Source organism: Mesorhizobium sp. P2_B5 (genome assembly GCF_056404775.1).
Genome location: NZ_JBFUDJ010000001.1, coordinates 256,400 through 270,756 on the forward strand (window position 1 = coordinate 256,400; position 14,357 = coordinate 270,756).

The following is a 14,357-nucleotide window of genomic DNA, read 5'->3' on the forward strand; positions in this document are numbered from 1 at the left end:
CACGGGCAGGCCCCATCGAAGCCGGACTGCGCTACTTGTCCGTGACGATCTTGACCTTGTCGCCGGCCGAAACCGAGGCGCCCGGCGACATCGCGTTGAGCACCCTGAACAGATCGAGCTTGCGGTCGACGCCGACCATTTGCGCCGACAGCGAACCCATGGTCTGGCCCGCCTGAACGGTAACGACACGGATATGCAGTGGCTTCAGCGCCGCCTTCTCGGCCGCACTCAGGATGCGGAACGAGCCGCTGACCGAGCGCGCCACCGGATCCAGCGTAGTGCTGGCCGAGGGCGCCGCCGTCAAAAGCCGGTAGACTTGGCCGCCGGCGCGGATCACCGCAATGTCGAACTGCCAGCCATCGGCGCCGGCATGCGCGGTCGCCGCCTCGTTGCCGTTGATCGTCTCCTGGCGCACGCTGGTCTCGTCGAGACCGGCCACCCAGCCGCTTCTGATATAGTCGGTCAGCGCCCGATCCTTGTCGATCGACACGCCGTCGAAGCGGACCGCCATGTCGCCGGGGCCGGTCGCCGTCACCGCCGCGGCCGTATTATCGATGATGAAACCGTCCGGCACGGTGAACGACACGCCGAGGCCCGGATGCAGGAAGGTCTGGCCGCGCACATAGCCCTCTTCCGGCGTATCGCCATAGAGCAGGCCGTCAATGCCAGCCAGGAAGGAATCGCGGTCACGCGTACCGACGCCCGGCGCGCCGAACTGGCGGGCGTGGCGCTGCGCCAGATCGATGCGCTGCGGCGTGTTGGGGTGCGTGGCCAGGAAGTCGAGGCTGGCATCAGTGGCGCCGCTGATCGAGCGGAAATCGGTATAGGCCGACATCGACTGCAGGAAGCGGCCGGCGGCATAGGGATCGTAGCCGGCTTCGCCGACCGACTTGATGCCGATGGCGTCGGCCTCCAGCTCCTGGTTGCGCGAGAACTGCGCCAGCCTCAGCTTGCCGCGGATCAGGGCCGCCTTGGCGGTCGGACTGTCGCCGAGCACGTCGGAAACCACCTTGGTCGCTAGGCCTTCCTCGGCCTCGAGCTGCTGGCGCTGCAGGCCATGGTTGGCGGTGACGTGGCCCATCTCATGCGCAATGACGGCGGCGAGTTCGGCCGAATCATTGGCCAGCGCCAGGAGGCCGCGGGTGACATAGAGATAGCCGCCCGGCAGCGCGAAGGCGTTGACGTTCGGCGAATTGAGGATGGTGATGCGATAGGTCTGGGTCGGATTGGCCGACACCACGGTCAGGCTGCCGACGACTTTGGCCACCATGCGCTCGAGCTTGGGATCGGAATATTCGCCGCCATACGTCGCGAGGATGCGTGGATGCTGCGCCTTCGCCAGTTCGGCGAGCTTGCTGTTGGCGGCGACATTGTCGACCGTGATCGGCTTGTCGGAAGGCTGGAAACCGGATTCCTGCACTTCCGGAGGCGTGAACATCTGGCAACTGGCCAGCGCCACGGCAAGGCCGGCCAGCGCGAGGAAGCGCGCCAGCGGCCTGCGTCTCAAAGTGTCAGTGCCGGTCGACAGCACGGCGTCCCTTCAGCTCTCGGCGCATGACCTGGACCCAGGGGTCCGCGCCAGCGAAAATCGAATTCTCGGTGGCAATCCTGCACAAATCAAAAAACCTACAGCGTTTTACACACCCGGATGGATGCGGCGCTGTAGGGGGCAAATCACGGCTCGTGCCGGACCAATACTGGGCGGACCTAGCCACATCAGTTGGACCATGGCAAGCAAGCGCCACATCACCTGTAGCCGGTTTGGTCGTAAATTATGTCCGCTTCCGGGCAATATCGCGTGATCCGCCCGAACTTGCGCCGATATAGCGCCGAAACGCTTCAGGACCAGTGCCGTCGAAAAAATCGGCGGCAGATCCCGTTGAGGCAACCCTGCCATTGTCCAGAAAAACCATCTGCTCTCCGATGCGGCGCGCGTCTTCCGGCTGATGCGTGACGAACAACACCGTCATCGCCCGCTCGGCATGGACGCCGGCCACGAGGTCGAGCATGTCGTCGCGCAGTGCGGGCCCAAGCGAAGCGAACGGCTCGTCGAGCAACAGCACCGGCCGGTCGCGCACCAGAACGCGGGCGAGTGCCACGCGCTGCCGTTCGCCGCCGGAGAGCTCGCGCGGCAGCCGCTTTTCCTTGCCGGCAAGGCCGACACGCTCGAGCGCCTCGGCAATTGCCGCGCGATCGGTTTGCGTCAAACTAAGCGACGGTGAGCGGCCGAGGCCGACATTCTTCTCGACCGAGAGATGGGCAAACAGATTGTTTTCCTGGAACACCATCGACACCGGTCGTGCCGATGGTGCGGAAGCGCCGACATCGGCGCCGCCGATCAGAACGCGGCCGGATTGCGGCGTCTCGAAGCCGGCCACCAGGTTGAGCAGGGTCGACTTTCCCGAACCGCTCGCCCCCATGATGGCGGTGATTTTCGAGGCAGCGAATTCGACATCGAACAGGAACGGCGCCTCGCCATAGCTGAACGAGACCTTGTCCAGCCGCACGACCGCGCCTTTTTCCATGGCGGAAGTCACGATTTTTCTCCTCGTCCCAACCAATCCGCGGCGACCACCAGAGCCAGGCAGACCGCCCCGAGCAGCAAAGCCAGCCCGGCGGCGTCGGCTGTGCGGTAGCTGCCCATGCGCGCCAAGAGGAGATAAGGCAATGTCTGCACTGAATCGCTGCCGAACAGTGCGATGACGCCAAGATCGCCGAGCGACAGCGCCATGGCGAAGGCAAAGCCGGTGGCCAGCGGCCGCCGCAGCGACGGCCAGTCGACCAGCCGCAGCCGGCTCCAGCCCGAAATGCCGAGCTGTGCGCACAGCTTTTCGTGGCGCTCGCTTGCCGCATCATAGGCCGGACGCATCGCGCGGATGGCGAAGGGCATCGCCATCACCGCGTTGACGGTGACGACCATGACGGGCGCGATGGCAAAGACATCGGCGACCGTGCGCAGCAGGAGAAACCAGCCGGCGCCGATGACGATGGGCGGCACGACGAGGACAAAACCGGCGCCGGTGTCGGTGGCATGTTCGAGCAGCGAGCGGGCGCCGCCACGGCGGTGCAGGGACAGCGCCCGGCGTGCCATGATCAGCGACAGCGATAGCGACACCGAAAGCAGCGCCGCCAGCAGGCTGAGACAGGCGCTGGTCAGCGTCGCCTGGCGCACCGCGCTCTCGCCAGCCAGCCGGCTGAGATCGGCGCCAAGGCCTGATGCGACGGTTGCCGCCATCGGCCCGGCTACGAACAGCAGAGCGAGCGCGATCAATACGACATTAAGCGCCGTTTCGACCGGGCCGGCCGAGAGATAGCGGCGCCGCGCCACAGGCAGGTTCGCATCCCCGGTCACATTGGCGCCAAGCCGCGTCAGCGCCAGCACGACGGCAAAGGTCAGCGCAATTTGCAGCAATGTCAGTGTGACTGCCCGCGCGGGATCGAAGTCGAAGCGCAGCGCTTGGTAGATTGCGACCTCCAGCGTCGTCGCCGCCGGCCCGCCGCCGAGGATGAGCACGATGGTGAAGGAGGTGATGCAAAGCATGAAGACAAGGCCGGCGATGCCCGGCAGAGCCGATCGCAGCACCGGCCATTCGATCAACCGGAAGGCTGGTCTCGCCCCCATGCCGAGCTGGCTTGCCAGCCGCCATTGATCGGCAGGCACCGTGCCCAGTGCCTCAAGGAACAGCCGTGTTGCCAGCGGCAGATTGAAGAAGACATGAGCGACGAGGATGCCCGACAGGCCATAGATATCGGGCCAGCTTTGGCCACCGATCGCGGCGAAGTAGCCGGCCCGGCCATAGAGCGCCAGTATGCCCAGCGCCGCGACAATGGCCGGCAGTGCCAGCGGCACGGTGAACAGTTGCAGGATGAAACCGCGGCCAAAGAAGCGCGGATGCCGCGACAGAGCACGCGCCACAAACAGCGCCGGCACGACGGAAAGCAGCGTCGAAAGGACTGACTGCCAGAGCGTGAAGCGGACGACACGCAGGAGATAGAGATCGAAGGCGGACGCAGCACCGCGGAGGTCGTGCGCGCCTTCGAGGATGAGGCCGGCAAAGGCGCCGCCGATCAGCAGCGCTATTGCGCCGAGCGCAACGATGCCGGCGGCGATGCGGGGGTCAGAGTCGCGCCTTCCACCCTCCCCCTTGTGGGGAGGGTCGGGGCGCGGATGCCGCGAAGCGGTGTCCGCGAACCGGGGTGGGGGTGAGGCTGGGTTCAACGTCGCTACCCCCGCCCCGCTCCGCTTCGCGGATCGACCCTCCCCACAAGGGGGAGGGTGAAGACCGCCGTCATTTGCTCATCACCGCCAGCCACTCATCGACCCAAGCCTTGCGGTTGGCCGCAACCTCTTCCGGGCTGAACAGCAGCGTCTTCGCCGGCTTGACCAGTTTGTCGAAGGCCGGATTGAGCGGCTTGTCGGTTTTCCCCGCCGGGAACATCCAGTTGGTCTCCGGAATGACATTCTGGAATTTCGGCCCGGTCATGAAGGCGAGAAACTTTGCCGCCAGCGGGTTCTTCGCACCCGTGGTGGTGATGCCGGCGACCTCGATCTGCAGATACTCGCCTTCCTCGAAAGACGCCGCCTGGTAGCGCTCGGTGTTTTCGGCGACCATGTGATAGGCCGGCGACGTCGTGTAGGACAGCACCATCGGCGCCTCGCCCTTGGTGAACAGGCCATAGGCTTCGCTCCAGCCCGGCGTCACCGTCAGCACCTTTGGCTTGAGCTTGGCCCAGGCTTCCGGCGCCTTGTCGCCATAAACCGACTTCACCCACAAAAGCAGGCCAAGGCCCGGCGTCGACGTGCGCGGATCCTGGATGACGATCTTGTCTTCGGCATTGCCCTCAACCAATTCCTTGAGACTCTTCGGTGGGCTCTTCAGCTTCTCGGTGTCATAGACGACAGCGAAATAGCCATAGTCGTAGGGGACGAAAGTATCGTCACTCCAGCCGCCCGGCACGCTGTTTTCAGCCACCGCGCCATGCGGGACAAACAGGCCGGAGGCCTTGGCTTCGTCGGTCAGATTGGTGTCTAGGCCAAGCACGATATCGGCTTTGGTCGATGCCCCCTCCAGCTTGACGCGGTTGAGCAGCGCGACGCCGTCGGCGACCGAGACGAAGTCGACGCTGCAGCCGCATTCGGCCTCGAACTCCTTCTTCACAGCAGGGCCTGGACCCCAGTCGGCGGTGAAGCTCTCGTAGGTGTAGATGGTGAGTCTGTCCTGCGCGGACGCAGGGCTTGCCAGAAGTGAAACAGCAAGACCCAGGGCTGGGACAAGACGGGACAAAATCATGCGCATCGGCGCCTCCTTCATTCGTGTTGAAAGGAATTGAGGCGTCGGTCTGTCCGAAGCGTCTAATCCCTCCGCCGGTACAAACCGGATCAGGTTCAGCGGGTTGGCGAGACTGCCTCTCAGCCGGTCCGCGAAGATCGCGTCCGGCACCCCGTTAGAGCGTTTCGACACATAGGCCCGGCCAAGGTGCCACGCAAGCGGAACTTTGCCGGCGGTGGTGGGTCTCGGCCTTCCGTTTCGCCGGCGGGGCTGGTAAGGGCCACCGGATATGAGCACATTCACCATCCTGCTTGGCGGCGATCTCGTCCGCACGCCGCGGCTCGACCGCCAGGTCGAAGGCACGCGCGTCATCGCCGCGGACGCCGGCATCGGCCATGCCCGACTGCTCGGCCTGCTGCCGGAGCTATGGGTCGGCGACTTCGATTCCGTGCCGGCGGACCTTCCTGCAGATCTCGCCGCTGTGCCGCGCCAGGTATTTCCGCCCGAAAAGGACAAGACCGACGGCGAGCTGGCCATCGCCGCCGCACTGGAGCGCGGCGCCACCAGCCTGGTGCTGGCCGGCGCTTTCGGTGGCAAGCGCGCCGACCATGCGTACCTTCATCTGGCGCTCAGCCTGCGGCTGGCCGAGACCGGCACAAAAGTGCTGTTGACCAGCGGCGCGCAGGAGGGGGTGCCCTTGCTGCCGGGCAAGGCCGACTTCGATTACGCCGACGGCACGTTGTTTTCCGTGCTCGGCTTTTCCGATCTTTCGGGCCTTACCGTGTCCGGCGCCAAATGGCCGCTCGACCATGTCGAGGTTGCCTTCGGCTCGTCGCTCACCATCTCCAACGAGGTCAAGTCAGAGAAGACCGGGGGCCGGCTCGAAATCGCACTTGGCCATGGCCGCGCACTGCTGCTCGCTCATCCCTATCCCTTGCCTGAAAGCTGACATGGCCCCGCCCCTTCTCAACCTCGACGGGATAAGACTGACCTTCGGCGGCACGCCGCTGCTCGACGGCGCTGAACTCACCGCATCCGCCGGCGACAAGATTGCGCTGGTCGGCCGCAACGGCTCCGGCAAGTCGACTCTTCTCAAGATCGCCGCCGGGCTGATCGAGCCGCAGGACGGCGAGGTGTTCCGCCAGCCTTCGGCGACGGTGCGCTATCTCCCGCAAATGCCCGACATGGAGGGCTTTGCCAATGTGCGCGCCTATGTCGAGGCCGGGCTCGGGCCTGCCGACGATCCCTACCGCGCCACCTATCTGATGGAGCATCTCGGCCTCGCCGGCACGGAAAACCCCAACGACCTCTCCGGCGGCGAGGCGCGCCGCGCCGCTCTTGCCCGCGTCATGGCGCCGGAGCCAGATATTCTGCTGCTTGATGAGCCGACCAACCATCTCGATCTGTCTGTCATCGAATGGCTGGAAGAGGAGCTTGTCCGCACCTCGTCGGCGCTGATCGTCATCTCGCACGACCGTCGCTTCCTCGAACGCGTCTCGCGCGCCACCGTCTGGCTCGACCGCGGCCAGACCCGCCGCCTCGACAAGGGTTTTGGCCATTTCGAGGAATGGCGCGACCTTGTGCTGGAAGAAGAAGAGCGTGAGCAGCACAAGCTTGGCCGTCAGATCGTGCGCGAGGAGCACTGGCTGCGCTACGGCGTGACAGCACGGCGCAAGCGCAACATGCGCCGCCTCGGCGAACTCCAGACCATGCGCCAGCGTTTTCGCGGCCATCGCGGCGTCGAAGGCTCGGCCACCATGGTGGCCAGCGACGCCGCCGAATCCGGCAAGCTGGTGATTGAGGCGAAGAACATCGAGAAGAGCTTTGGCGACCTCACGGTGGTCAAGGGCTTCTCGACCCGCATCCAGCGCGGCGATCGCGTCGGCCTGGTCGGACCGAACGGCGCCGGCAAGACGACGCTGCTGAAGATGCTGATCGGCGAGATGAAGCCGGATGTGGGTTCGGTGCGGCTCGGTACCAATCTGGAAATCGCCACGCTCGACCAGAAGCGCGAGTCGGTAGACCCAGCCGAGACGCTGGCGCAATACCTCACCGACGGGCGCGGCGAAAACCTCGTCATCAATGGCGAGCAGCGCCATGTCGTTTCCTACATGAAGGATTTCCTGTTCAAGCCGGAACAGGCGCGCACGCCGGTGCGCGAGCTGTCCGGCGGCGAGCGGGCGCGTCTGCTCTTGGCGCGCGTTTTGGCGCGGCCGGCGAACCTTCTGGTTCTTGATGAGCCGACCAACGATCTCGACATGGAGACGCTGGAGCTTCTGCAGGAACTGGTCGCCGGTTTTGCCGGCACTGTCATCCTGGTCAGCCACGACCGCGATTTTCTCGACCGTACTGTGACCAGCATCATCGCGCCGGACGGTGGCGGCCGCTGGATCGAATATGCCGGCGGCTATTCCGACATGCTGGCGCAGCGCGGCGGCACCAGGCTCGACGATCGCAAGGCGCGCGCCAGAGCCGAAACCGGTGACGCCCCCGCACCTGGCAAAGGCGAGCTGGCACCTCCAAAAGGGCCGGCGAAAAAACTGTCGTTCAAGCAGAAGTTCGCGCTGGAATCGCTGCCGAAGAAGATCGAAGCGGTGGCGGCCTCGATCTCGCGGCTGGAGAACAACATCGCCGATCCCGCCTATTACGAGCGCGACCCCGCCTCATTCCAGAAGACCATCGCCGCCCTCGACAAGGAACGCGCCACGCTGGCAGCACTCGAGGAAGAGTGGCTGGAACTGGAAATGCTGCGCGAAGAGATGGAGGGGTGAGCTTGCAGTCTTTCAAGCGAGCTGCCATGCTCTTGTCCGTAGGTATGGATAGGGCTGTTCAAATGGCTGATGCTCAGTCGTCGTGAAAACCGCTCAAACTTTCCATTGACCTCCGATTGATCGAAGAAGCGAGGGCCTTGGGGATCGACATCGGTCACGCCGCCGAGACCGGCCTTGCAAAGGCGATCGCTGCGGAAAAGACACGCCGATGGCAAGAAGAAAACAAGGATGCCATCGAAAGCTGGAACGACTACGTCAGGCGAAACGGGCTGCCGCCAGCCAAGCATCGCCCGTTTTGAGCTAGGCCCGCTCGCCGCTCGGGGAAAGAGCAGGCAGCTTTAACGCTGCCCCATCAGCCCGCCGTCTTCGCCTGCCAGGCCTTCAGCGCCTCGTCGAACACCTTCTCGCCGGGGATGCCCTTTTCCATGGTCAGCAGCGCCCGGCGTCCGGTCTTGTAGACGACCGGCACGTCGATCCAGTCCTGGCCGCGAAGCAAGGTCAGATTGGCGTCCTCGTCGGCCTTGGTGTCGTTGAGCGCCACCAGGAAGAAGCCGTCGGCGATCTTGGCCGGGATGCCGATCAGCGGGCTGCCGGCATCCTGCTCCGAGCTCTTCATGGCAACGCGCAGGATGTTGTCGACGCCGCCGCCGTCAAAGCCCTCGGGTGTCAGGAAGATCATCTCGATGATGTGGCTGGCCGGCAGCGTCTGGTCGGTGTTGCGGCGGATGGTCATGCGCAGTTGGATGTCCTTGCCGGGAATGCTCGCTTCGGCGCGAATCGCCGGTTCCGGCGGCAGGTCCCCGCCGGGCGATTCCTGCACCAGGGACCAGACGATGCTCCCGGGTTCGGCCGAGCCCTGCGCGGTCGAGGTGCGTTCCTCATAGAAGATCGCCTTCTGGCCGACCGCAACGGTTGGCTCCGGAGCGGCGGCCGTCGGTGCCGCGGGCGGCGTGCCGGTTGCGGGCGCTGGCGGCGTGGCCGCGGCATCAGCCGGTGCTGCCCCATTGGCCGGCGGCGCGGCGCCATCGGCTGGCGGCGTTGCCGGTGGCGTGGCGGAAGCGTCAGGCGCCGGCGTTGCGGGCGCCACCGTGGCTGCGGTATCGCCGGGCGCTGGGGTCGCCGGCGCTGGCGCCGCAGGGGCCGGAGCCGCAGGTGCCGGAGCCGGAGGCGGTGGCGTGGTCAGCGCGGCGACGGATTCGCCCTCGCCAATGCCGCTTTGGCCGGCCGCGGGACCGGGGTCGGTCTCACCGCCTTCGGGCGTAAGGCGCTGCGTGAATTTCGTTCCCTCGCCGGCAGCTGCCGGTGCGGGCGCCTCGGCCGCGGGCTTGGCCGGCGCCGGCTTCACCAGCGGTTCGGTCGAGACTGTCTTGGTGTCGCCGACACCGAACATCGAGCCAAACGCATCCTTGTTCAGCCAGATGCCGTAGCCGCCGCCAGCGACCACCAGCAGCGCGACAACAGCGGCGATCAGCCCGCCATAGCTGCGCTTGCGCTCGGCCGGGCGCAGGCGCTGGAACGTGTCAGCGGCCGGCTGCTCGTTATTGGCAAACACATCGGCGCTATCGTCGTCGGCGTCCAGCTCCGCGGCTTGCTCGTTGACGGTTTCGGCACGCGCCGCAGGCGGCGGTGTCGGTGCGGGCCTCTGCCAGCTCGGCTCCGTCCGAGCAACCGGTGTCGGCTGCACAGGTTTCGCCGGCTGCCATGCCGGCGCGGGTGCAGGCGTGACTGGTGGCTTGACATGACTGGACTGGTTCTTGTTGCGATCGATCGAGGAGAAGATGTGCTCGAGCTCAGCCAGCGGATCGGATGCCGGCGCCGGTTTGGCATAGTCGCGCTCGACACTTGCAATAGCGTCTTCCAGGGAGCGTTTCTGCGTGGTTATGGCTTCGGTGGCCAGCGGCGGCGAATAGTCCGCAAGCTTCTTCGCCAGCATGGTACGAACGCTGTCATAAATGCGCGTACGCTTTTCGGGCGTCTCGTCGCCGTGCTTGTCGAGCGCCCTTTTCAGAATAGCAACGAAATCTGCCATGCTTCAGTCGACCTGTATTTTGTTTCCGCGCCGGCCCCCGCAAATCAGCCGCGATGCCCGGAAAGGCTTCAGAAAACTAGTCTTGAAACGGATCGGTCACAAGTATTGTGTCGTCCCGCTCCGGGCTGGTGGAAAGGAGCGCAACCGGTGCGCCGATGAGCTCCTCGATGTAGCGGACATATTTGACGGCCTGCGCCGGAAGGTCGTTCCAGCTGCGCGCGCCGGCGGTGGTGCCTTTCCAGCCCTCGAGCGTCTCGTAGACCGGCTCGACGCGCGCCTGCGCGCCCTGGCTGGCCGGCAGATAGTCGATCATTTCACCGTCGAGCCGGTAACCGGTGCAGACCTTGATCTCGTCCAGACCATCGAGCACGTCGAGCTTGGTCAGCGCGATGCCCTTGATGCCGTTGACGGCGACGGCCTGGCGCACCAGCACGGCGTCGAACCAGCCGCAGCGGCGCTTGCGGCCGGTGACGACGCCGAATTCGTGGCCGCGCGTGCCAAGGAATTCGCCGATCTCGTTCTTCTGTTCGGTCGGGAACGGGCCTTCGCCGACACGCGTCGTATAGGCCTTGGTGATGCCGAGGACATAGCCGATGGCGCCCGGGCCGACGCCCGAACCGGCCGCGGCCTGGCCGGCGACGGTGTTGGACGAGGTGACGAACGGGTAGGTGCCGTGGTCGATGTCGAGCAACGTGCCTTGCGCGCCCTCGAACAGGATGCGCTCGCCGGCGCGGCGCTTGTCGTCGAGGATTTTCCAGACGCGGTCCATATAGGGCAGGATCTCATCGGCGACCGAGGTCAGCTCGGTCATGATCGCCTCATGGGTGACTTCGCCATGGCCAAGCCCGCGACGCAGCGCATTGTGATGCGTCAACAGCCTGTCGACCTTGAGGGGCAGCGTTTCCAAATCCGCCAGATCCATCACCCGAACCGCGCGCCGGCCCACCTTGTCCTCATAGGCGGGGCCGATGCCACGACGGGTCGTGCCAATCTTTGTGCCGGAATTGGACGCGGCGTCCTCGCGGAATCCGTCCAGCTCCCGGTGCAGCGACAGGATAAGCGCGGTGTTTTCGGCTATTTTCAGGCGGTCCGGCGTCACGTCGACGCCTTGCGCCTTGAGTTTTGCCACTTCAGCGACAAAGGCGTGCGGGTCGAAGACGACGCCGTTGCCGATGATCGACAGCTTGCCTTGCCGCACCACGCCCGACGGCAGCAGCGACAGTTTGTAGACCTTACCGTCGACGACCAGCGTGTGGCCGGCATTGTGGCCACCCTGGAAGCGCACGACCACGTCGGCGCGCTCCGACAACCAGTCGACGATCTTGCCCTTGCCTTCGTCGCCCCATTGCGAGCCGACGACCACCACATTGGCCATGTTTCTTTTCCCTTGAGATGCCGCCCTGGCGGCCTGGATATGGTTCGAAACGACAGGCCTCTATAGCGTCAAGACCTCGCAAGTGCGACCTTTCTTTGCCGCCGAAAATGCCCTGAGGCACAACAATTTTCGGCTTTGACATCATTTACTTGGACTGGCGGGGGCAATAGGCCGGCAAACGCCGCAACTCCTGCGGCGGCCGGAATCCCCCAATGCATCGACGCGCCTACCTGTTCCTGCTGGTCACCACCTTGCTGTGGGGCGGCAATTCCGTCGCCGGCAAGCTGGCGGTCGACCATGTCTCGCCGATGATGCTGGTCTTCCTGCGCTGGGTGCTGGCGGTTGCGATTATGTTGCCGATCGGCTGGCGCACGATCCGCGAAGACTGGCCGGTGGTGCGAAAACACTGGCTGCTGCTCGGCGCGCTTGGCGCCTGCGGCTTCACCTTGTTCAACACCATCTTCTACACGGCGCTCAACTATACGACCGCGATCAACGTCTCGATCGAACAGGCGGCGATGCCGATCCTGATCATCGTCGCCAATTTCATCTTTTTCCGCTTGCGGGTGAACTGGGCGCAGGTCGCCGGCGTCGTGCTGACCATAGCGGGCGTGGTGCTGACCGCCTGCCACGGCGACCCGCGCCGGCTGCTGACGCTGGAACTCAATTTCGGCGACGCCATCATGCTGATCGCCGTCATCCTCTACAGCGGCTACTCGGTCGGGCTGCGGCTGAAACCGGAGATGCGCTGGCAAAGCCTGATGCTGGCGCTGTCGATCGCAGCGTTGATCACCTCGCTGCCTTTTGTCCTGTGGGAAGCCGCGGCTGGCAAGGTCATCGTCCCCGATATCAGCGGCTGGCTGATCATTGTCTACACCGCGGTCGGCGCCTCGGTCATTTCGCAGATCCTCTACATCAGGGGCAACGAACTGATCGGCGCCAACCGGGCCGGCCTGTTCATCAACCTGGTGCCGATCTTCGGCACGCTGCTGTCGGTGCTGATCGTCGGCGAGACATTCCAGCTCTATCAGGCGCTGGCGCTCGTCCTGGTGCTGGGCGGCATCTCGCTCGCCGAATATAGCGGGCGCAAGATGGCGGACCTGCCGCTGGTCTTAAGCGAAGAAGGCGCGGACTAGAGCAATCCCAGGAAAGTGGGAACCGGTTTTCCCGGGAAAAGCGCGCAGCGCTTTCCCTTGGGATTGCGCCCAACAAAGCCCGCGCCTTCGATACCGTCGCTACGTCAGGATCACATCGCGTTGACGTCGAACTGCAGCCGTTTGGCCGAGTCGATCGACTTGTGCGCCTTGACCTGTTCCAGCACATTCTCCGGGAACGGCGCATCGAGATAGAGCAGCGCAATCGCGTCGCCGCCTGGCCGGTTACGTCCCAGCTGGAAATTGGCGATGTTGACGCCGTTCTCGCCGCACACCGTGCCCAGCAGGCCGATAATGCCGGGCGCATCGGCATTGGTTGTGTAGAGCATGTGCTGGCCGACCTCGGCGTCGAGATTGATGCCCTTGATCTGGATGAACCGCGGCTTGCCGTCGGAGAAGCAGGTGCCGGCGATCGAGCGCGTCATGTGCTCGGTCTTGACCGTCAGCTTAATGTAGCCGTCGAACACGCCCGACTTGTCGCGCTTGACCTCGGCAACGATGATGCCGCGTTCCTTCACCATGATCGGCGCCGACACCATGTTGACGTCGGCGACCTGCGGTCGGATCAGTCCGGCGAGCGTCGCACTGATCAGCGCCCGTGTGTTCATCGTCGCGGTCGAGCCGTCGAACAGGATCTCAACCTCCTTGATCGGATCTTCGGTGACCTGGCCGACGAAGGCGCCGAGCACTTCGGCCAGCTTGACGAAAGGCTTCAGCCGCGGCGCTTCCTCGGCGGTGATCGACGGCATGTTGATGGCGTTGGAAATGGCACCCTTGATCAGGTAGTCCGACATCTGCTCGGCGACATGCAGCGCGACATTCTCCTGCGCTTCGGTGGTCGAAGCGCCAAGATGCGGCGTTGCCACGACATTCTCCATACCGAACAATTCGTGGTTCTCCGCCGGTTCGACCTCGAACACGTCGATGCCGGCGCCTGCCACCTTGCCGCTCTTCAGCGCCGCGACCAGATCGGCCTCGACGATCAGCCCGCCACGCGCACAATTGATGATGCGCACGCCGGTCTTCATCTTGGCGATCGCGGCGGCGTCGATAATGTTGCGCGTCTTGTCGGTCAGCGGCGTATGCAAGGTGATGAAGTCGGCGCGGGCGAACAGCTCGTCGAGCTCTACTTTTTCGACGCCGAGCTCCTCGGCGCGGCTGTCCGACAGGAACGGGTCGAAGGCAATGACATGCATCTTCAGCCCGACGCCGCGCGTGGCGACGATCGACCCGATGTTACCGCAGCCGATGACACCCAGCGTCTTGCCGGTGATCTCGATGCCCATGAAGCGGTTCTTTTCCCATTTGCCGGCATGGGTGGAGGCGTTGGCCTCCGGAATCTGGCGGGCCAGTGCGAAGATCATCGCCACCGCATGCTCGGCGGTGGTGATCGAATTGCCGAAGGGCGTGTTCATCACGATGATGCCCTTGCGGCTCGCCGCCGGGATGTCGACATTGTCGACGCCGATGCCGGCACGGCCCACGACCTTCAGCCTGGTGGCGGCGTTGATCAGCTTTTCGGTGACCTTGGTCGCCGAGCGGATGGCAAGACCGTCATATTGGTCGATGACTTCAAGCAGTTTTTCCTTGTCCTTGCCGAGATCGGGCAGGTAGTCGACCTCGATGCCGCGGTCTTTGAATATCTGCACGGCGGTGGTGGAGAGTTTGTCTGAGACGAGAACGCGGGGCGCCATGGCGACCTCCTTCAAATGGAACTTGATCCGTGGGAATGGGCGGCCCGAAGGCCGCCGCAAGAAA

At 64.7% G+C, this 14,357-nt stretch carries 10 protein-coding genes, 1 pseudogene and 1 riboswitch; of the genes and pseudogenes, 4 read left to right on the forward strand and 7 right to left on the reverse strand.

From position 1 onward, the window contains the following. Positions 1-31: 31 nt before the first annotated feature. The 4 genes from AC1D1N_RS01325 to thiB form a co-directional block, all read right to left on the reverse strand. Entirely contained in the window at positions 32-1,438 is a 1,407-nt protein-coding gene (locus AC1D1N_RS01325) for a M48 family metalloprotease (RefSeq protein ID WP_352590108.1), read from the reverse strand. A gap of 334 nt (positions 1,439-1,772) precedes the next feature. Beyond that, positions 1,773-2,525 carry a thiamine ABC transporter ATP-binding protein gene (gene thiQ, locus AC1D1N_RS01330; RefSeq protein WP_477347342.1) on the reverse strand — a complete coding sequence of 251 codons (753 nt, stop codon included), beginning with the start codon at positions 2,523-2,525 and terminating at the stop codon, positions 1,773-1,775. Between the two features lie 8 nt (positions 2,526-2,533). Then, a complete protein-coding gene (thiP, locus tag AC1D1N_RS01335) occupies positions 2,534-4,111 on the reverse strand; it encodes a thiamine/thiamine pyrophosphate ABC transporter permease (protein WP_477347344.1) in 1,578 nt (525 codons plus the stop codon). Positions 4,112-4,289: 178 nt separating this feature from the next. Further along, positions 4,290-5,297, reverse strand: a complete 1,008-nt coding sequence (gene thiB, locus AC1D1N_RS01340; RefSeq protein ID WP_477346214.1) for a thiamine ABC transporter substrate binding subunit — start codon at positions 5,295-5,297, stop codon at positions 4,290-4,292. A gap of 43 nt (positions 5,298-5,340) precedes the next feature. After that, positions 5,341-5,455, reverse strand: a riboswitch (TPP riboswitch). 104 nt (positions 5,456-5,559) lie between these two features. Here thiB and AC1D1N_RS01345 point away from each other — a divergent pair. The 3 genes and pseudogenes from AC1D1N_RS01345 to AC1D1N_RS01355 all read left to right on the forward strand — a co-directional run. Continuing rightward, positions 5,560-6,219: a thiamine diphosphokinase gene (locus tag AC1D1N_RS01345; RefSeq protein ID WP_436261784.1), complete on the forward strand. Its 660-nt coding sequence runs from the start codon at positions 5,560-5,562 to the stop codon at positions 6,217-6,219. A gap of 1 nt (position 6,220) precedes the next feature. Then, a complete protein-coding gene (locus AC1D1N_RS01350; protein WP_477346215.1) occupies positions 6,221-8,041 on the forward strand; it encodes an ABC-F family ATP-binding cassette domain-containing protein in 1,821 nt (606 codons plus the stop codon). 98 nt (positions 8,042-8,139) lie between these two features. Beyond that, positions 8,140-8,340, forward strand: a pseudogene (locus tag AC1D1N_RS01355) (type II toxin-antitoxin system CcdA family antitoxin); the annotation flags it as partial. 53 nt (positions 8,341-8,393) lie between these two features. Here the strand turns inward: AC1D1N_RS01355 and AC1D1N_RS01360 are convergent. Then, positions 8,394-10,070 carry a hypothetical protein gene (locus AC1D1N_RS01360; protein WP_477346216.1) on the reverse strand — a complete coding sequence of 559 codons (1,677 nt, stop codon included), beginning with the start codon at positions 10,068-10,070 and terminating at the stop codon, positions 8,394-8,396. Between the two features lie 76 nt (positions 10,071-10,146). Beyond that, on the reverse strand, positions 10,147-11,445 hold the full coding sequence (locus AC1D1N_RS01365) for an adenylosuccinate synthase (protein WP_436261789.1): 1,299 nt from the start codon (positions 11,443-11,445) through the stop codon (positions 10,147-10,149). Between the two features lie 212 nt (positions 11,446-11,657). Between AC1D1N_RS01365 and AC1D1N_RS01370 the strand changes: the two genes are divergently transcribed. Then, positions 11,658-12,581 carry a DMT family transporter gene (locus AC1D1N_RS01370; protein WP_477346217.1) on the forward strand — a complete coding sequence of 308 codons (924 nt, stop codon included), beginning with the start codon at positions 11,658-11,660 and terminating at the stop codon, positions 12,579-12,581. A 110-nt stretch (positions 12,582-12,691) separates the two neighbouring features. On the opposite strand, the gene serA is transcribed toward AC1D1N_RS01370, so the two are convergent. Beyond that, on the reverse strand, positions 12,692-14,293 hold the full coding sequence (gene serA, locus AC1D1N_RS01375; RefSeq protein ID WP_477346218.1) for a phosphoglycerate dehydrogenase: 1,602 nt from the start codon (positions 14,291-14,293) through the stop codon (positions 12,692-12,694). Positions 14,294-14,357 lie beyond the last annotated feature (64 nt).